The sequence below is a fragment of the Hydrogenophaga palleronii genome, assembly GCF_031457455.1.
Taxonomy (GTDB): Bacteria; Pseudomonadota; Gammaproteobacteria; order Burkholderiales; family Burkholderiaceae_C; genus Hydrogenophaga; species Hydrogenophaga palleronii_A.
This window is the reverse complement of sequence record NZ_JAVDWU010000002.1, coordinates 44950-63565: the sequence shown is the minus strand read 5'-3', so window position 1 is coordinate 63565 and position 18616 is coordinate 44950. Positions and strand designations below refer to the sequence as shown.

At 63.8% G+C, this 18616-nt stretch carries 21 protein-coding genes; 5 read left to right on the top strand and 16 right to left on the bottom strand.

Translation table 11 applies throughout. From position 1 onward, the window contains the following. The first annotated feature begins 91 nt into the window (after positions 1 to 91). From uraD to J2W49_RS04885, 4 genes are read left to right on the top strand one after another with little or no spacing between them, the layout of a single operon-like run. Positions 92 to 679, top strand: coding sequence for a 2-oxo-4-hydroxy-4-carboxy-5-ureidoimidazoline decarboxylase (gene uraD, locus J2W49_RS04900; RefSeq protein ID WP_310312376.1), 588 nt, complete (start codon positions 92 to 94; stop codon positions 677 to 679). After that, positions 676 to 1659, top strand: a complete 984-nt coding sequence (locus tag J2W49_RS04895; RefSeq protein WP_310312373.1) for a Bug family tripartite tricarboxylate transporter substrate binding protein — start codon at positions 676 to 678, stop codon at positions 1657 to 1659. Before uraD ends, J2W49_RS04895 begins: the two co-directional genes overlap by 4 nt. Next, positions 1659 to 2027, top strand: coding sequence for a hydroxyisourate hydrolase (locus J2W49_RS04890; RefSeq protein ID WP_310312371.1), 369 nt, complete (start codon positions 1659 to 1661; stop codon positions 2025 to 2027). Before J2W49_RS04895 ends, J2W49_RS04890 begins: the two co-directional genes overlap by 1 nt. A 50-nt stretch (positions 2028 to 2077) precedes the next feature. Continuing rightward, positions 2078 to 2518, top strand: coding sequence for a lysozyme inhibitor LprI family protein (locus J2W49_RS04885; protein WP_310312369.1), 441 nt, complete (start codon positions 2078 to 2080; stop codon positions 2516 to 2518). Positions 2519 to 2548: 30 nt separating this feature from the next. Here J2W49_RS04885 and J2W49_RS04880 read toward each other — a convergent pair whose 3' ends face one another. From J2W49_RS04880 to J2W49_RS04840, 9 genes are all read right to left on the bottom strand, one after another. Beyond that, positions 2549 to 3553, bottom strand: a complete 1005-nt coding sequence (locus tag J2W49_RS04880; protein WP_310312366.1) for an aldo/keto reductase — start codon at positions 3551 to 3553, stop codon at positions 2549 to 2551. 32 nt (positions 3554 to 3585) lie between these two features. Further along, the gene (locus tag J2W49_RS04875; RefSeq protein ID WP_310312363.1) at positions 3586 to 4173 is read right to left on the bottom strand and encodes a hypothetical protein; all 588 of its coding nucleotides are present in this window, start codon (positions 4171 to 4173) and stop codon (positions 3586 to 3588) included. A gap of 59 nt (positions 4174 to 4232) precedes the next feature. Then, complete coding sequence (locus tag J2W49_RS04870; protein ID WP_310312360.1) at positions 4233 to 5186, bottom strand: Gfo/Idh/MocA family oxidoreductase; 954 nt, start codon at positions 5184 to 5186, stop codon at positions 4233 to 4235. 63 nt (positions 5187 to 5249) lie between these two features. Then, positions 5250 to 6104 carry a class III extradiol dioxygenase subunit beta gene (locus J2W49_RS04865; protein WP_310312356.1) on the bottom strand — a complete coding sequence of 285 codons (855 nt, stop codon included), beginning with the start codon at positions 6102 to 6104 and terminating at the stop codon, positions 5250 to 5252. 1 nt (position 6105) lies between these two features. Beyond that, a complete protein-coding gene (ligA, locus tag J2W49_RS04860; protein WP_310312354.1) occupies positions 6106 to 6558 on the bottom strand; it encodes a protocatechuate 4,5-dioxygenase subunit alpha in 453 nt (150 codons plus the stop codon). A 1-nt stretch (position 6559) separates the two neighbouring features. Next, positions 6560 to 7492 carry an amidohydrolase family protein gene (locus J2W49_RS04855; RefSeq protein WP_310312351.1) on the bottom strand — a complete coding sequence of 311 codons (933 nt, stop codon included), beginning with the start codon at positions 7490 to 7492 and terminating at the stop codon, positions 6560 to 6562. A 110-nt stretch (positions 7493 to 7602) separates the two neighbouring features. Then, entirely contained in the window at positions 7603 to 8286 is a 684-nt protein-coding gene (gene ligK, locus J2W49_RS04850) for a 4-carboxy-4-hydroxy-2-oxoadipate aldolase/oxaloacetate decarboxylase (RefSeq protein ID WP_310312348.1), read from the bottom strand. 124 nt (positions 8287 to 8410) lie between these two features. Then, on the bottom strand, positions 8411 to 9445 hold the full coding sequence (locus J2W49_RS04845) for an amidohydrolase family protein (RefSeq protein ID WP_310312345.1): 1035 nt from the start codon (positions 9443 to 9445) through the stop codon (positions 8411 to 8413). Between the two features lie 27 nt (positions 9446 to 9472). Beyond that, positions 9473 to 10189 (bottom strand): substrate-binding domain-containing protein, encoded by a 717-nt coding sequence (locus J2W49_RS04840; protein WP_405000990.1) that lies wholly within the window; start codon positions 10187 to 10189, stop codon positions 9473 to 9475. 75 nt (positions 10190 to 10264) lie between these two features. On the opposite strand from J2W49_RS04840, the gene J2W49_RS04835 reads away from it, so the two are divergent. Continuing rightward, positions 10265 to 11158: a LysR substrate-binding domain-containing protein gene (locus J2W49_RS04835; RefSeq protein ID WP_310312338.1), complete on the top strand. Its 894-nt coding sequence runs from the start codon at positions 10265 to 10267 to the stop codon at positions 11156 to 11158. A 27-nt stretch (positions 11159 to 11185) separates the two neighbouring features. On the opposite strand, the gene J2W49_RS04830 is transcribed toward J2W49_RS04835, so the two are convergent. The 7 genes from J2W49_RS04830 to J2W49_RS04800 form a co-directional block, all read right to left on the bottom strand. Beyond that, positions 11186 to 12139 (bottom strand): AEC family transporter, encoded by a 954-nt coding sequence (locus tag J2W49_RS04830; protein ID WP_310312335.1) that lies wholly within the window; start codon positions 12137 to 12139, stop codon positions 11186 to 11188. Positions 12140 to 12151: 12 nt separating this feature from the next. Then, positions 12152 to 13072, bottom strand: a complete 921-nt coding sequence (locus J2W49_RS04825; protein WP_310312332.1) for an NAD(P)-dependent oxidoreductase — start codon at positions 13070 to 13072, stop codon at positions 12152 to 12154. 21 nt (positions 13073 to 13093) lie between these two features. Next, entirely contained in the window at positions 13094 to 14089 is a 996-nt protein-coding gene (locus J2W49_RS04820; RefSeq protein ID WP_405000989.1) for a Bug family tripartite tricarboxylate transporter substrate binding protein, read from the bottom strand. Positions 14090 to 14194: 105 nt separating this feature from the next. Further along, complete coding sequence (locus J2W49_RS04815) at positions 14195 to 15511, bottom strand: TRAP transporter large permease (RefSeq protein WP_310312329.1); 1317 nt, start codon at positions 15509 to 15511, stop codon at positions 14195 to 14197. Between the two features lie 90 nt (positions 15512 to 15601). Then, positions 15602 to 16123, bottom strand: coding sequence for a TRAP transporter small permease (locus tag J2W49_RS04810; protein WP_310312327.1), 522 nt, complete (start codon positions 16121 to 16123; stop codon positions 15602 to 15604). Positions 16124 to 16430: 307 nt separating this feature from the next. Continuing rightward, entirely contained in the window at positions 16431 to 17477 is a 1047-nt protein-coding gene (locus J2W49_RS04805; protein ID WP_310312325.1) for a TRAP transporter substrate-binding protein, read from the bottom strand. Positions 17478 to 17690: 213 nt separating this feature from the next. Further along, positions 17691 to 18500 (bottom strand): GntR family transcriptional regulator, encoded by an 810-nt coding sequence (locus J2W49_RS04800; protein WP_310312323.1) that lies wholly within the window; start codon positions 18498 to 18500, stop codon positions 17691 to 17693. Positions 18501 to 18616: the final 116 nt, after the last annotated feature.

Sequence of the window (18616 nt, the reverse complement as noted above, 5' to 3'; positions counted from 1 at the left end):
GTTCCTTGGCTGCGTTCTAAATATTAGGGATATGGGATGCAAATTATGCGCTGGACAGCAACACAGTCGAAGCCACAAACTGCACCCCGGAATGACCTCGAAACACCTGCCCCCCATTCATCTGGCCACGCTCAACACGCTGGACCAGGAAGCCTTCTGCGACCTGCTGGGCGGCGTGGTGGAACACTCGCCCTGGGTGGCCCGCCGGGCCTGGGGCGATCGCCCTTTCGCCAACCTGGACGCTCTGTACGACGCGCTGGCCCGCGCCATCCGACTGGCCCCGCGGTCGCAGCAACTGGCCCTGCTGCGCGTGCACCCGGAGCTGGCAGGCAGCGAGGCAACCGCAGGCACCATGACTGCCGACTCCAACAGCGAGCAGGGCCGACTGGGCCTGCTCGACCTGCACCCCGACGACGTGGCCCGCCTGACCGACCTGAACCGGCGCTACCGCGAACGCTTCGGTTTTCCCTATGTGGCGGCCATGCGGCTGCACGGCTCACTGGCCGACGTCTTCCGCAGCTTTGAACAACGCCTGCACAACGACCCGGAGACCGAACTCGCCGTATCGCTGCTGCAGGTTTGTGAAGTGATGCGCGGGCGTCTGGCACGCACCGTGCTGCTTGAAACCACCACCCACACCTTGTCCCTCGTTTCCACCCCCCTCAGGAGCCTTTCATGAAAACCAGCAAGCGCCAATTCATGCTGACCGCGGCCGCGATCGGCCTGCTCGCCATGGCCACCACCAGCGTGCAGGCCCAGACCTGGCCGCAACGGCCGATCCGCGTGGTGGTGACCTTCGCGCCGGGTGGCTCGTCGGACATCGTGGCGCGCCTGATCCAGCCAGGTCTGCAGGAGAAACTGGGCCAGCCCGTGATCGTGGAGAACAAGCCCGGTGGTGGCAGCACCATTGGCGGCTACGAGGTGGCCAAGGCTGCGCCGGATGGCTACACACTGCTGCTCTCAAACACCGCACCCATCAGCATCTCACCCTTCATGCTCGACAAACCCACCTACGACCCCATCAAAAGCTTCACGCACATCGCCTACATCGGTTCGGTGCCCAATGTGTTCGTGGTACACCCCTCGGTGCCGGCGCGCACCCTTCCCGAACTGGTGAAGTGGATCAAGGTGCAAAGCAAGCCCGTGAACTATGGTTCGGGCGGCGTGGGTTCCATCGGCCACATCGTGGGCGAGATGTTCAAGCAGCAGCAAGGGCTGAACATGGAGCATGTGCCCTACCGGGGATCAGGCCCCATGCACAGCGATCTGCTGGGCGGCACGCTGCAGTTCGCGGTGGACACACTGACGCAGAATGTGCCCTACATGAAAGACAAGCGACTCAATGGATTGGCGGTGACATCGCGCGCGCGCATGCCGCTGGCGCCCGATGTGCCCACGGTGGGCGAAGCGGGCTTTGCCACACTGCTGGCCGAGAACTTCCTGGGCGTGTCTGCCCCGGCCGGAGTGCCCCAAGAGGTGATCGACAAGGTGCACAAGGCGGTGAGCGAGGTCATCATGCAGCCCACCATCCTCAAACGCTTTGAAGAAATGGGCATTGCCGTGGACAAGATGAGCCAGCCGGAATTCGCGGCCTTCGTGGACAAGCAGGTGGCCGACTGGGGGCCGGCGGTGAAAGCCACCGGTGCCAAGCTGAACTGATGGGGGGCGGTATTTCCATTCACTGTGTGGACGTGGCCAACGGCAAGTTGGCGGTGGGCATGCGCGTGGAGCTTCGGCGGCTCTCGGCGCAAGGTGAACCCTTGTCGCCCCTGCTAGCCGAAGGATGCATTGCCGACAACGGCCTGCTGCAACACCCGGTGTTGATGAGCGAAGCCATCACCGCGGGTGGCTACGAGGTGATGTTCGACGTGGGCGGCTACTACCGGGCGCGCGGTGACGTCGTACCTTCACCGGCCTTCCTGGAGCGGGTGCCCTACCGCTTCCACATCGCTGACACGGCGCAGCACTACCACTTGCCGTTCAAGTTCACCGCCTGGGGCTTCTCGCTGTTTCGCGGCGGGGCGTGAGCCTGGGCACAATGGGCGCTTTCGCACCCTTCGGTGCCGGGAGCCTTTGCATGACATTTGGTGTTTTCTTGTCTCCGCGCACCTGGGTGCTGAGCCTGGCCGCATGTTTCAGCATTGCACTGTCCACCGCGCAGACACCTGCCAGCGAAGTGGCGGACTGCGCGGCAGAGGCGACGACACAGATGCAGCTCAACGCCTGCGCCCAGCAAGACTTCGAAGCCGCCAGCGCTGCCTACAGCGCCAGCTACCGCAAACTCTCACAAAGCGTGGGCAACAAGCAGCGGCAGTTGCTGCGACAGGTGCAGACCGAATGGATGCAGTTCCGCACCAAGGCTTGCGAGTTCGAACAGAACGCGGTGGCGGGAGGCAGTGCCGCACCCATGGTGCTCTGGCAGTGCCAGGCACGCATGACACGCGAACGCACGGCCGAACTGGAGCGCCACCTCAGCTGCGAAGAAGGTGACATCAGCTGTGTGAGGCCCGCGAGGTAGCTTGACCTCCGCAGCACCCCACACGGGGCGTCAAGCAAACACTTCCGTGTCCACTTCCCGGTTCGACTGGTCGTTGTATCGATTGCCGCTCACGGTCTGCTGATTGATCAGCGCGTCCAGCTTCACCAGGGTGGCGGCATCCAGCTTCACATCGCTTGCGCCCAGGTTGTCCTTCAGGTGGTCTTCGCGGGCGGTGCCGGGAATGGGCAGGATGTGCTCGCCCTGGTGGAGCAGCCAGGCAATGGCCAACTGGGCCGGGGTACAACCCACCTCATCGGCGATGGCCATGTAGGGCGGCAGCAACTTCAGGTTGGCCGCATGGTTCTCGGGCGAGAAGCGCGGCATACCGCGGCGGATGTCTTTGGGGTCGAGCGTGCTCACGTCGATGGGGCCGCACAGAAAACCGCGCGCCACCGGGCTGAAGGCCACGAAGGCGGTGCCCAGTTCGCGGCAGGCATCGAGCACGGCAATCTCGGGGTTTCGCGTCCACAGCGAATACTCGGTCTGCACGGCGGTGATGGGATGCACCGCATGCGCCTTGCGCAAGGTGGCGGCTGAGACCTCGCTCAGTCCGATGGTCTGGATCTTGCCCGCGCGCACCAGGTCAGAAAGCGCGCCCACGCTGTCTTCGATGGGCACCTGTTTGTCCCAGCGATGCAGGTAGTAGAGGTCGATCACATCGGTGCGCAGTCGCTTCAAAGCGGCTTCGCAGGTGGCCCGAAGCGTGGCCGGGCGGCCGTCGATCACGCGCACCAGCTTGCCGTCGCCCGCCACGTCTACGCCCTGCATGCCGCATTTGCTGGCGAGCGTGAACTGAGAGCGATGCTTTGACAGCGCTTTGCCCACCAGCGTTTCGCTGGCGCCAAAGCCGTAAAGCGCTGCGGTGTCGAAGTGGGTTACCCCCTGATCCAGCGCGGCCAGCAGCAGGCGCTCGGCTTGCGCTTCGGACACGGGGGCGCCGTAGGCATGGCAGATGTTCATGCAGCCCAGGCCGATGGCGCTGACGGTGAAGGAGCCGAGTTGACGTTGTTGCATCAGTGGATATTCCGGTAAGCAGGCCTGAGGGTTCAGAGGACCTGGAGGTTATTGACAAAAATGAGTTCACAGGCGCCAGCGCCAGTGTCGTCGCGCGTAAGCGAGCTGCGCCAGAAGAATCCGTCCGGGCTTCTGGCTTCCACCAGCCAGCCTTCGATGCGCACCACCTGCCCCACACGCACCGATTTGAGTCGACGTTCGATGGCTTTGTCGGCAGGGATCATGTGCATGTTGGCACTGGAGCGTTCGATGTCACGCTGGGGAACCGGCAGGGTCTTGCCGCGCCAGAAGTAGAAGCGGCCACTTTGTGAAATGTCGATGTGCTGGAGCACTTCGCTGTCAGACATGGGGCCCCAGCCCAGCGCCAGGTCCACGGGTGAGAGGCTGGCTTCGCGGTCGAACCGGTATTCTTCGACGCCCAGCACGCGCGCCTGGATCGAGAAATCATGCAGCGGCGTCACGCGGAAGCCATTGAAATCAAACGCATCTTGCCTGGTACCGCCCTGCCGAGGCACCTCGGCCGCCAGCACACCGGCGGGCGGTTTCACCGGCCGGGAGGCCTGGTGCTGGTAGGCGCCAAAGGCGACCGCAGCGATGAAAAAAGCGGCTTTCCAGTTCATGAGGTGGTCCACATACGGCGCTCATTGTCGCCGCCCATAGCCCACCCCGTTCGCGACGCTCAGCCTGCGTTGAGCTGCTGCTCCAGCTGGTGCAGCACCTGGTAGCAGTTGAACACTTGCGCCACGCTGGAATTGGGTTCGCGCCCTTCCTTGATCGCGGCAAAAAACTCGCGATCCTGCAGTTCGATGCCGTTCATGCTCACCGCTACCTTCGACACGTCGATCTTTTCTTCCTTGCCATTGAACAGGTCGTCGTAGCGCGCGATGTAGGTGGCCGTGTCACCGATGTAGCGGAAGAAAGTGCCCAGCGGGCCGTCGTTGTTGAAGCTCAAGCTGAGCGTGCAGATGGCGCCGCTGGCGGCCTTGAGCTGGATGCTCATGTCCATGGCGATGCCCAGCGCGGGATGGATCGGGCCCTGGATGGCGTTGGCTTGAACAATGGGGCTACCGCACTGGTAGGCGAACAGATCCACCGTGTGGGCGGCGTGGTGCCACAGCAAGTGGTCGGTCCAGCTGCGTGGCTGGCCCAGCGCATTGGTGTTGGTGCGGCGGAAGAAGTAGGTTTGCACATCCATTTGCTGGATGTTGAACTTGCCCGCCGTGATCTCGTTGTGCACGTACTGGTGGCTGGGGTTGAAGCGGCGGGTGTGGCCGCACATAGCCACCAGGCCGGTCTGCTTCTGCAGGGCCACCACTTCTTCGGCGCCCTTGAGGCTGTCAGCCAGCGGGATTTCCACCTGCACGTGTTTGCCGGCTTTCAGGCAAGCAAGGGTCTGCTCGGCGTGCATCTGCGTGGGGGTGCAGAGGATCACGGCGTCCAGCTCTTTCAGCGCCAGGCTGTCGGCCAGATCGGTGGTGACGTGTTTGATGCCGTACTTGTCAGCCACCTCTTTGGTCTTGTCGAGGTCGCGACTGATGAGCGAGATCACCTCCACACCGTCGATGTTCTTGATGCCGTCCAGGTGCTTGATGCCGAAAGCGCCAGCGCCGGCGAGGGCGACTTTGATGGTCATGGTTCAGTTCTCCTGTTTGAGGGGATTGACGCCCTCTCCTTTTGGGAGAGGGCGTAAGAGATGTCAGCTGTTCTCGAGGATGAGGTGCCCCACCGCGGTGTTGCTCGCAGGCACATGGTAGAAGCGCTGCGCCACCTTCGGCTTGGCGCCACCGGCCACATCGGCCATGGCGCCGCGAGCGATCAGCCACATCACCAGCTCAATGCCTTCGCTGCCCGCTTCGCGCACGTAGTCGATGTGCGGAATGCTGGCAGCGGCTTCGGGGTCGTTGATGAGCTTGTCGAGAAAGGCGTTGTCGAAGTCCTTGTTGATGAGGCCGGCGCGCGGCCCCTGCAACTGGTGGCTCATGCCGCCGGTGCCCCAGATGTGCACATTGAGGTCTTCGTCGAAACTCTCCACCGCCTTGCGGATGGCCTGGCCCAGGTTGTAGCAGCGACGGCCACTGGGCACCGGGTACTGCACCACGTTGACTGCGAACGGGATCACCGGGCAGGGCCAGGCTTCGGGCTGGCCACACATCAGGCTCAGCGGCACGGTCAGGCCATGGTCCACGTCCATCTTGTTGACGATGGTGAGGTCAAAGTCCTGCTGGATCACGCTCTGCGCGATGTGCGAGGCCAGGTCAGGATGGCCGATGACCTTGGGCACCGGGCGCGGCCCCCAGCCTTCGTCAGCCGGCTGGAATTCGGCCGCCGTGCCGATGGCGAAGGTGGGAATCATCTCCAGACTGAAGGCGGTGGCGTGGTCGTTGTAGACCAGAAAGACGACATCGGGCTTGTTGTCCTTCATCCACTGCTTGCCGAACTCGTAGCCCTGGAAAACAGGTTGCCAGTAAGGCTCCTGCGTTTTGCCCAGGTCGAGCGCAGCGCCAATGGCCGGGACGTGCGAGGTGTAGACGGATGCGGTGATGCGTGCCATGTCAGTTGCCCTTGTTCGAGAATGCTTTGCCTGCGGCACCCTGGGGTTGGCGGTGCGCCTGCGCGTCGCCGTCTTCACCCACCACGCGGTTGCCCTCGGCAGAACGGCCGCCAGCGATCATCATGTTGCGGTACTCCTCTTCGCTCATGCCGGTCATGGAGCCTGCCATCTGCTGGAAGCTCTTGCCGTCGGTGGCGCCGATCTTGGCCAGGAAGTAGATGTTGCCGCCCAGGCGGATGCACCAGTTGAGGTCACGCGCGAGCACCGCCTGCTTCTGCTCCTCGGTCATGGCCCACTGGTCCAGGTAGGCGCGCTCGTCGGCCTTGAATTTTTCGCGGTTCTCGGCCTTCATGAGGCTCATGCAGAACTGGTTGAGCCAGTAGCCCTTGCGGGACTGCTCGGCGTCGAAGATAGTCGTGCCGGGCACGTCCTTGTAGGGTTTGTCGAGTGCCATGTCAGTTTTCCTCCGGCCAGTAAAGGCGCATGGGGTTGTCCACCAGCAGTTTTTTCTGCAATTCAGCCGTTGTCGCGATGTGCGGAATGAAATCGACCAGCAGGCCATCGTCGGGCATGTGGTCTTTCAAGTTGGGATGTGGCCAGTCGGTGCCCCAGAGCACGCGGTCCGGGAACTCTTCGACCACCTTGCGCGCAAAGGGCACCACGTCCTGGTAGGCCGCCTGTTCACCGTTCAGTGCTTTGGGGCCGGCCACAGACAGGCGCTCCGGGCAGCTCACCTTGCTCCACACATTGGGGTGCTGGCGCATGAACTTCAGGAACAGCTCGAACTCGGGGCCGTCCACGGGCTTGCTCACATCGGGCCGGCCCATGTGGTCGACCACCACGGTGGTGGGCAGCGCGGTGAAGAAGTCCCACAGATCGGGCAGGTCCACCGCTTCGAAGTAGATCACCACATGCCAGCCCAGCTTCTGGATGCGCGCGGCGATTTCCATCAGTTCGTCCTTGGGCGTGAAATCCACCAGGCGCTTGACGAAGTTGAAGCGCACACCACGCACGCCCGCTTCGTGTAGTGATTGAAGGTCCTCATCGCTGATGCTGCGACGGACCGTGGCCACACCCCGCGCCTTGCCCTTGCTGTGCACCAGCGCGTCGACCATGGCACGGTTGTCGGCACCATGGCAGGTGGCCTGCACCACCACATTGCGCGCAAAGCCCAGGTGGTCGCGCAACGCGTACAGCTGCTGCTTGCTCGCGTCGCAAGGGGTGTATTTGCGCTCGGGCGCGTAGGGAAATTCAGCCCCGGGGCCGAAGACGTGGCAATGCGCATCCACGCTGCCAGCCGGTACCTGGAAGCGCGGCTTGCTGGGGCCCTCAAACCAGTCAAGCCAGCCTGCAGTCTTGGTGAAGTCGCCCGATGTCGGTTTCGTCATTTGCTGATCCCTGGGAGTGAGGTGAATTTTTCAAGAAACACCGCGGAACCGGCTTTGCCGGGCCGCTGGTGTTGCCCCCTGGAAGGGGGTCGCGCGCAGCGCGGCGGGGGTCAGTCAATATATTTGAGGCCGGCCGCAGCCAGCGGCTCGCGCATCTTGTACATGTCCAGTCCCAGCACACCGCTGGCAAGTTTGGCGCGCTTCTCGCCTTCAAAGCTTTCGCGCTTCTGGGCAGCCTCCAGCGTGGCCGCAGCGCGTGCGGCGGGCACACAGACCACACCATCGTCGTCGGCCACGATCACATCACCCGGTGTGACCAGCATGCCGGCACACACGATGGGAATGTTCACCGAGCCCAGTGTGGCCTTGATGGTGCCCTTGCTGCTGATCGCCTTGCTCCAGACAGGAAAGTTCATCTCCTGCAGCGTTTTCACGTCGCGCACGCCGGCATCGATGATCAAGGCGCGCGCGCCGCGGGCCTGGAAACTGGTGGCCAGCAGGTCGCCGAAGTAGCCGTCGGTGCATTCAGCGGTGACCGCCGCCACCACGATGTCGCCGGCCTGGATCTGCTCTGCGGCCACGTGCATCATCCAGTTGTCGCCGGGTTGCAGCAACACAGTCACGGCCGTGCCGCTGACCTGCACGCCCGGGTAGATGGGGCGCATGTAGGGCTTGAGCAGGCCGACGCGGCCCATGGCTTCGTGCACGGTGGCAGAGCCCAGGGCGGCGAGCCCGTCTGCGGCTGCGCGGTCTGCGCGGGTGATGTTGCGGTAAACAACGCCGAGTTCGTACATGTTCAGTCTCCTGTTGTCGATTTCCCCTCTCCCCTTGGGGAGAGGGTCAGGGTGAGGGTGTTGGCGTGCCGAGAACCCTCACCCCAGCCTCTCCCCAAGGGGAGAGGGAGTTAAGTCCGTTCCTTCAATGACCTTTGGCTTTGAGGCGCGCATCCAGCCGTGAGAACACACGGCGCACATTGCCTTCATAGATCTGGTGCTTGTCCTCCGCGCTCAGGATGGTGGATGCCTCGATGTAGCGCTTGGTGTCGTCGTAGTAGTGGCCGGTGGTGGGATCGATGCCACGCACCGCGCCGATCATTTCGGAGGCGAACAGCACGTTCTTCACCGGGATCACGGTGTTGAGCAGGTCGATACCGGGCTGGTGGTACACGCAGGTGTCGAAGTACACGTTGTTCATGAGGTGTTCGCTGAGCAGCGGCTTCTTCATTTCCTGGGCCAGGCCACGGAAGCGGCCCCAGTGGTAGGGCACGGCGCCGCCGCCATGGGGAATCAGGAACTTCAGTGTGGGGAAGTCCTTGAACAGATCACCCTGGATCAGCTGCATGAAGGCAGTGGTGTCAGCGTTCAGGTAATGCGCGCCGGTGGTGTGGAAGCAGGCGTTGCAGCTCGTGCTCACGTGGATCATGGCCGGCAGGTCGTGCTCCACCATCTTCTCGTAGATGGGGTACCAGTGTTTGTCGGTCAGTGGCGGGCTGGTCCAGTGGCCGCCGGACGGATCGGGGTTCAGGTTGATGCCCACGGCACCGTATTCCTTCACACACTTTTCAAGTTCCGGAATGCAGGTGGCCGGGTCCACGCCGGGGCTTTGCGGCAGCATGGCCACGGGCACGAAGTGATCAGGGAACAAGGTGGAGACGCGATAGCACAGCTCGTTGCAGATGGCGGCCCAGGTGCTGGAGACGTTGAAGTCGCCGATGTGGTGCGCCATGAAACTGGCGCGCGGGCTGAACAGCGTGATGTCGCTGCCGCGCTCCTTCATCAGCTTGAGCTGGTTGGTCTCGATGGACTCGCGCAGCTCGTCGTCGCTGATCTTCAGGTCGGCCACCTTCGGCATGGCGGCCGGGTCCTTGATGCCGGCGATCTGCGCGTTGCGCCAGTTTTCCAGCGCCTTGGGGGCCGTGGTGTAGTGACCGTGACAGTCGATGATGAGGCTCATGTTGTCTCCAGGGTGAATGGTGTGTGTTCAGGCCGGCTCCATGCCCTGACGCTTTTTGGCATCCATCGCCTCCGGCGAGGCCATGAAGGCGATGAAGGCACGGGCCGCGTCGGGCTGGCTGGCTGTGCAGCAGATGGCCGCCGAAAAAGTGGTGGTGATCTGGATGGCGTCGGGCAAGGGTCCGAGCAAGGTGATGCCGTCGACATGCAGCAGCTCACTGAGCTGCTGGAAACCCAGCTCCACCTCGCCTCGCGCCACCAGCGTGCCCACGGGTACGCCGGGCGGAGCCTGCACGATGCGCTCACGCAGCACATCGGCCAGGCCCCAGCGCTCAAACAGTCTGGCCAGTGCGACGCCGCTCGGGCCAGTGGAATAGCTCAGACTGCGAGCGGTCAGCACGGCCTGGCGCACGGCGGCCTCGGAACTGATGTCGGGCTCCGGCGCGCCGGCCTGCACGGCCAGCGCAACGCCGGAGCGCACCAGATCCACGCGGCTGCCCGGCAATACCTTGCCGGCGGCTTCAAGCTTGTCGATTGCGTCCGACGCCAGCACCACCAGATCAAAGGGCTCGTCAGCCGCCACGCGCCGCGCTGCATCCACACCGCCCACCGATTCGATGGAGATGGCAGGTGCAGAAGGCTGCTGTTGGGCGTAGGCAGCGATCAGGTCGGCCAGGACCAGTCGGGTGGCCATGGAAGAAATCCCGCGCAGGGCGGACACAGCGGTGTCGGACATGCGTTGCATTGTGCTCACCTCAGGGAAACCTACAAGCGGAATACCGTACTATTAGCCATTCCTGTTTGATATAGCTCCCCGTCCATGGACCTCAAGCAACTGGCGTACTTCGTCCGCGTGGCCGAACTGGGCAGCTTCACCAAGGCGTCTCAGGCGCTGGATGTGGCGCAGCCCGCGCTCTCGCGGCAGGTGCGCCTGCTGGAAGTGGAACTGCGGCAGAACCTGCTGGTGCGCAACGGCCGCGGCGCCACGCCCACTGAAGCGGGGCGGCTGTTGCTGGAGCACGGGCGCGGCATCCTGCATCAGGTGGAGCGCGCGCGCGAAGAACTGGGCCGTGTGCGCGGCTCGCTGGCCGGGCGCGTGGCCATCGGCCTGCCACCCAGCCTGGCACGGGTGCTCACGGTGCCACTCACGCGGGCGTTCCGCCAGCAGTTGCCCGAAGCCAGCCTGTCGATCAGCGAAGGCTTGTCGGCCACCATGCAGGAATGGCTGGCCACTGGCCGGCTGGACATCGCGGTGCTCTACAACGCCCTGCCCGCACCGGAAATCGAGATCACACCGCTGCGCGACGAAGACCTGTTTCTGGTGCAGAAACGCCCGGCCGGCTTGGCCGAGGAACCTCCCGCGCCACCGATTCCGCTGGCCGAAGTGGCCAAGCTGCCCCTGGTGATTCCCAGCCGGCCCAATGCCATCCGCATGCATGTGGAAAGCGAAATGGCCAACATCGGCTGCCGGCCGCAGGTGGTACTTGAAATCGATGGCGTGTCTGCCATCCTGGATCTGGTTGCCGATGGCGCCGGCGCCGCCCTGCTCTCACGCAACGCCGTGGCCAGCTCGATCCGCCCTTCCGCCTACCTGACCCGACCGATCTGTGACCCGCCACTGCGCACCCGCGTGTGCCTGGCCACCAGCTCCATGCGCCCGGCCACGCTGACCCAGCAGGCCACGCTGAACCTCATCAAAACAATTCTGGGCTGACCTTCCGCCGCGCAGCGCCGCGAGGGCTCAACCCTTCACCATCCACAAGATGGCGCTGAGTGTGAAGAACGATGTCGCCGTTGTGGCCAGCAGCGCTGCCGCCGTGAAGCCTTCCAGGCCGTGGCGCTGGGCCAGGAGGGGGTAGATGCCCAGCATGGGCATGGCCGCGGAAAGAACCGCCGCAGCGCGCAGCTCGCCGGTGACGGCCGGCAGACCCAGCAAGGGCAGCAACACGACGGCGCCAAACACCGCCAGAGGATGCAGCACCAGCTTGCCCACGGTGATCATCGCCACCTGCCTGCGCAGTCCCTTGACCTTCAGACCCACCAGGGTGCCGCCGATGATGAACAGAGCCAACCCACCGCTGGCTGCAGAGAACAGGTTGATGGTGCGCGAGAGCACGTCGGGCAGGCGCAAACCCACGAGGGCCACCAGAAAACCGGCACAAATGGCCACGATCATCGGGTTGCGGATCTGCCGTGCGGCGGTCTGCTTCAGCACCTGGGCCACCGATGGCCTTTGCCCCTGGTGGCTGCCCGCGTCGGCCAGCGCAAACAGCAACGGCAGCTTGGCCAGGTTTTCCACGAGCAGGTTGAGCGCAAGAATGACACCCGCCAGTGGGCCGAAAGCCAGCAGCATGACCGGATAGCCCACGTAGCCACTGTTCGAGCAGGTCATGCCCATGGCCACATAGGCGCTCTCGGTCAGCGGTTTGCCTTGCACACGCCGGGCATACGCCAGCGCCCCCAGCAGAAGCGCCAGTGAACCGACGGCGTAGGCCATGAGGTAACCCGGGTGAATGACCTCGGTCAGCGGGCGCGAAGCGAGGGCGTTGAACAGCAGCGCCGGCAGGGCAATCTGGATCACGAAACGGCCCAGCACCCGCATGTCGGCGGCGCTGAACAGGCCCAGGCGAACACTCGCAAACCCGGCCGCGATACACAGGTAGATCGGGCCGGTGATGGTGAAGATGTCAAGCATGCAGCTGGAAGCTCACTGCGCAGCGTCGCCAGGCGGGCGATTCAGCAGGCGATCCGCGTAGGCCTGCCAGGGGGAAAGCGACTCGGCCTTGTGGCTCAGGTCGGCAAACAAGCCGTCGCGCGCCTTCCCGGCCATCCAGTCATGTTTGTCGGCAATGGCCGACGCCATGAAGGGATCAAAGCCCGCTTCGCGCACGGTCTGCGCCACCTCGCGCATTTCTTCTGCCCGGCGCTTGCCGTGCTGCGCCACACGGCTGAAAAAATAGCTGCCCTGGCGCTGCCAGTCGATGCCGGGAAAGGTTTCCTGCAGCGTGGCGATCATGGCGTCTTCCACGCCGTGATGGCGTGCGGTGGCATAGCTCTCCAGCACCAGGGCTTCCAGCCCCTTGATCATCACGCTGCGGCACATTTTGGTGGCCGAGGCCACGCCGAGCTTTTCACTGGCGATCTTCGCGTCCATGCCCAAGGCCTGCAGTGCGGGCAACAACGTCGCCGCATGCGCGCCACCCAGCAGCATGGGCACACGAATGCCATAGGGCGGCACCGAGGTCATCACGCCGGCTTCCACGTAGCGCGCACCCGCCGCATCAATCAGCGCTGCGGCCTGCTGCTTGGTGCCGGGCGACGCGGAATTCAGATCGAGGAAAAACGCACCGGGCCGGATGTGGGCCGACACCGCCTGTGCCACCGCCAGCGTGTTCGACGCGGTCACGGCCGAGACCACCAGCGTGGCCTCGGCACACAAGGCGGCAAGTCCGTCACACACCACCACCTCGTTGGCCGTCGCCGGCGCCACCATGGCGTCGCGCAACGCGGGCTCGTCGAATTTCAGATCCCAGGCGCCCACCCAGGGCACACCAGCGGCCTTGAGTCCGGCCGTGAAGATGCGGCCCACCTCTCCAAACCCGACAAAGCCCACACGCATGTTGTCCATCTCTCTTCCTCGCTTTGATGCTCATTGCTTCGGAATGCCGACGCGCTCGATCACGGCACTCCATCGAAGGATGTCAGCGGCCAGCAGCGCGGCCGCCTGCTCGGGCGTGGAGGCCTTGGCTTCGACATTGAGTGTGCGCAGGCGCTGTTGCACCTCGGCGTCACCCAGGGCAGCCACGATTTCGCGGTGCAGGCGGTTGATCACAGCAGGCGGTGTGCCAGCCGGCGCAGCCAGTGCATTCCAGGACGAGGCCACCAGGCCTGTCACGCCGGCCTCCTTGGCCGTGGGCACACGAGGCTGCACGATGGAGCGGGTCTCTCCAGTCACAGCCAGCGGCCTCAGTGCGCCGGCATGGATCTGCGGCAACACCGGCCCCAGCATCTCCACCGCCACGTCCACCTGGCGCCCGCGCAGGGCGGCCACCAGGGCGGGCGTGCCGTTGAACGGCACCACTTGCACATCGATACCAGCCGAACTCTTGAACAACTCGGCGGTGAGGTTCTGCGTGCTGCCCACGTTGATGCTGCCCACGTTCAGCTTGCCGGGATTCGCCTTGGCATACGCAATTACCTCGGCCAGTGTGGTGTAAGGCGCTTCCGTGCCCGACACCACGGCGATGTCAAAGTAGCCCAGTGTGGAGATGGGCTTGAAGTCTTTCACCGTGTTGAATGGCAGCGTCTTGAACAAGCCCGCAGTGACGGCGGTGCCGTTGGACATCAGGAACAGGGTGTGGCCATCTGGCTCGGCACGGGCCACTGCCTCTGCGGCCGCCACGCCACCGGCACCCGGCCGGTTTTCGATCACCACTGGCTGGCCCAGCCGCTCTGCCAGCTTCTGTCCCACGGCGCGCGCCGTGAGGTCGCCCACGCCGCCTGGCCCAAACGGCACGATGATGCGCACGCTCTTGCTGGGGAACGTGGCCTGCGCAGTGGCCAGGGTGGGTGCCAGACCTGTCATGCCCAGACCCAGCGCAGCAAGTGAGAGAAGATGGCGTCGGCGAATGAACGGTACGGGCATCGGGGGTCTCCTTGGGCTCAGTGATCGAAAGCGTCAAGTGTCAACAAAAAAGGCCTGCTTGGGCAGGCCCTTCGTTTGCGCATGTAAGCGCAGCGCACGCCGACATCAAAGGCGCAACACGAACACGGTGATCGAGGGAAACGCCACCAGGATGGCGGTGCGGATCACGTCGCTCAGCACGAACGGCATCACACCCCGGTAGGTGGCCATGATGGGCACGTCCTTGGCCATGGAATTGATCACGAACAGGTTCATGCCCACCGGCGGCGTGATCAGGCCCACCTCCACCACGATCAGCACCAGAATGCCGAACCAGATGGCGAACTCTTCCGGTGGCAGCCCGAAGTCCAGCGCCGTGACGATGGGGAAGAACACCGGGATGGTCAGCAGAATCATGGACAGCGAGTCCATGAAGCAACCCAGGATCACATAGATGACCAGAATGGCCACCAGCACCACCCAGGGATTCAGGCCGGAGCCCCCCACCATGGACGCAGCTTCCTGCGGCAGTTGCGACAGCGCCAGGAAGGTGTTGTAGACACCCGCACCCAGCACGATCATGAAGATCATGCCAGTGGCAATCGCCGTACCCAGGATGGCGCCCAACAGGGTCTTGCGGTTCAGCCCACCGGCGAACCATGCAGCCAGGCCGGTGCCGAAGGCGCCCACGGCTGCACCTTCGGTGGGTGTGAACAGGCCGCTGTAGATGCCCCCCACCACGGCCACAAAGATCACCATCACCGGCCAGACCTTGGCGGTGGCGAGCCAGCGGTCTTTCATGGGCATGGGCGGCATGGTGCCCATTTCCTTGGGGCGCACACGCGCGTAGATCGCAATCACGATCATGTAGCCGATGGCCGCCAGAATGCCCGGCACGAAGGCGGCCAGGAACAGCTTGGCGATGTTCTGTTCGGTCAGGATGGCGTAGATCACCAGCACCACGGAAGGTGGAATCAGGATGCCCAGCGTGCCACCGGCGGCCAGTGTGGCGGTGGAAATACCACCGGCATAGCCAGCGCGCTTGAGTTCCGGCAGGGCCACCTGGCCCATGGTGGCGGCGGTGGCCAGCGAAGAGCCACAGATGGCGCCGAAGCCAGCACACGCGCCCACGGCCGCCATGGCCACCCCACCCTTGCGGTGACCGATCCAGGCTTCTGCTGCCTTGAAAAGCGCCTGCGACAACCCTCCCAGCGCCGCAAACTGGCCCATCAGGAGAAAGAGCGGAATGACCGAGAGCGAGTAATTCGAGAAAGTGCTGTAGGTGACTTGCTTGAGCTGGTTGAGGATAGGCGCAGCGCTGCCGTAGATGATGCCGGCGCCCACCAGGCCGCAGACGAGCATGGACAGGCCGATCGGGATGCGGATGAAGATCATCAGCAGCAGGATGGGGAAGGACCAAGCGGCGAGTTCGATACCGGACATTTCAGGCTTTCAGGCAGACCGGCACGAGGGCGGTCAATGCGCCCATGCTGGGCAGGGAAACGGGGATTGGGGGGCGGGCGTCGCGCATGCTCAGTGGCTTCCACCACCGTCGGTGGTGAACCCGGCAGGCACCGAGCCAATACCGAACTGGGTCAGTGTCTTGGCGATGTAGCACAGGCAGCCAATCGCAGCGCCCACCATGCAAACGGCATAGGCCCACCAGATGGGCATCTGGAGAATGAACGTGGTTTCCTGGTATTCGCGCTTTTCCAGCATGCCTTCCCACAACATCCAGGAGAGCATCAGCCATACCGCCAGCATCAGCACATCGCTGATGGTGTCGATCACCCGGCGCGCCACATTGGGCAAGTGCATGTAGAGCAGGTCCACCGTGGCGTGGCCGCCCTTGAGGTAGCACCAGGGCAGGAAAAAGAACACCGCGAGCGCCGTGCCCACTTCCACCAGTTCAAAGTCACCCGGCACCGGCCCCAGGCCCAGACCGATCAAGGCGCGCCCAGAGACGCTGATCACAATCAAGATCGTCAGGGCGCACAGCATCAAACCACCGATCAGGGCGGTCCAGTTCGCGATCCGGTATATCCAACCAGTCATCATCAATTCCTTGTGGGCGAGGTCCAGTGCAGAGGAAGCAGAAGGGCGTGACCCAGGCGGGCACCCTGCAAATTCCGGTCATTGTCTCCCATGGTCCCAGCACCGCTGGAATCCAGCAGGCGACCAAAGCGCAGAGAATATACCGCAGTGTTTCGCATCATTTAATCAATTTACCTATTCGTAACCGTCGACCCACCCAACACCCGCTGCAAGCTCTCAGCCAGGCTTGAGCCGGGTGCCCACCCGCCATGCCGCACCCGAAAAAATGGCCGTCCAGCAATAGGGACGGCCACGGGGTATGGAGGCCTCAGCGAGAATGTTTCGCGATCAGCGCACGCGCCTCGGCAGCGAGCTTGGCGCCATCGATGTTCTTGCCCTTCATTTCTGCCACCCAGTCGGTTTCAACCGTGGCGGCCGTGCGGCGCCACCGCTGCGTCTCGGCGACATCAAGCGCCACGATGTTGTTGCCAGCCTTGACGGCGATGGCGCGGCCCGCCTTGTCGCCCTCGTCCATGGCGCGACCAAACATCGCGGCGGTCTCGATACCGGAGTTGTCGTCAATGACCTTCTTCAGGTCCGCAGGCAGGCGGTCATAGGCATTGCGGTTCATGGAGAAGGCGAAGGTCTGGGTGTACAGACCGGTGGTGCCTGCGAAGGTGGTGTGGTTCTTGACCAGTTCAGAGACCTTGAGGGCAGGCGTCACTTCCCACGGAATCGTGGTGCCGTCGATCACCCCCTTGGACAAGGCTTCCGTCACGGCCGGCACTGGCATGCCCACCGGCGTCGCGCCCAGCTTGGTCAGCATGTTGTTGATGATGCGCGAACCGCCGCGAATCTTCATGCCACGCAGGCTCTCCAGACCGGTGACCGGGTTCTTGGTGTGAAACAGGCCAGGGCCATGCGTGTGCACCGCGATCAGCTTGACGCTGCGGAATTCGTCTGCCGCGAACTGCTCCACATATTCCTGAAAGGCCCTCGAGGAAGCCTCTGCCGAACCGCTCATGAAAGGCAGTTCAAACACCTCGGCCTTGTTGAATCGACCCGGGGTGTAGCCCAGCACGGTCCAGGTCAGGTCGACCACGCCGTCGCGCGCTTGGTCGAACAGCTGAGGAGGCGCGCCGCCCAGTTGCATGGCATGGAAAAGCTGCACCTTGATGCGCCCCCCCGACTCCGCTTCAACCTTCTCGGCCCAGGGCGTCAGGGCGCGCGCCGGGATCGTGGCCTGGGGTGGCAGCATCTGATGGAGACGAAGGGTCACAGGCTGCTGGGCGAGCGCCGAGCCTGCCATGGAGCCAGCTGCTGCCACTGCCAGCGCCAACACGGCTGTGCGCCGCTTGATGGAAGGGGATGTCATGGATTTGTCTCCTGTCGAGGGAAGGGAGTTCGAACCAGGGGCGTGTGGGCCGACCCCGGATCGAAGTTTTCTGGAAATGAGGGAGCCCACACTTTGCAAGGATGGCGCCGTATGCGCCAGAGGTAATTGGGACTTTCAGCTATGCCAGCTTGGCATAGAACGCCGCCAGCAAAGCTGGGCGGGAGCCGGTATTGGTCAAGCGCTTCCATGTGATCAGGGCCGGCGAATGAGTTTGAAGGAAGGCAGGGACGCGGGCGCCTGGCCAATGGCGTGGGCAGCCAGGGCCTCTCGCAGATTGCGTTGCGCCAGGCGGGCGTGTTCACGCAGGATGAACTCCGCACGTGCGCCTTCGCGGCGCTCGATCGCGTCGAGCACCTGGTGGTGCTGGTCCTGCGCCACGATGAGCATGTCGCGTGCCTGGGACGAGTGCGCCTTGGTCAGCACAAAGCCCGAAGGTGAGGCAAACGGCAGGCTGAACACCTTTTCCAGTTGACGGGCGATGGTGGGGCTTTTCGCCATGTCGCGAATCAGGGCGTGGAAGCGGCTGTTGAGCGCAACGTAGCGGGAAAACGCTTCGTCGTCGAGCACAGGTGCGGCCAGCACCTCGTCGATCGCGGCCAGGCACTCACGCGCTTCCAAGACATCCTCACCCGGCACCCCGCGTTCGGCCGCCAGCCTCGCCAGCAGGCCCTCCAGCGTGCCGCGCAGTTCAATGGCGTCGGCCACATCGCTCTCAGAAAAAGTCTGCACCACATAGCCGCCGTTGGGCAATGCCGCCAACAGGCCTTCCTGCTCCAGCCGCATCAGCGCGGCACGCACGGGTGTGCGCGATACGCCCAGGCGCTCGACGATGGCCATTTCGGCGATGCGCGAGCCCCCCGGCAGCTCGCCGGAAAGCACCAGTTCGCGCAACTGCAGCAACGCGCGCACCTGCACGCTTTCCGCCCCGTCGCCCACCGGGGTGCGGCGCTCGGCGGGGATGTCTGGAGCGGTCGACGCGGCAACGGAAATCACTGGGTCCATGGCCTTCAATGTATACAGAAACCCGGGGTTCAAGGCAGCAAATGCCCCTGTATTGGGGTTTTCCTGATGTTTCTGTATCCAGCAAAGGCTGGCACAGTGCAACATCTACCCCGTCA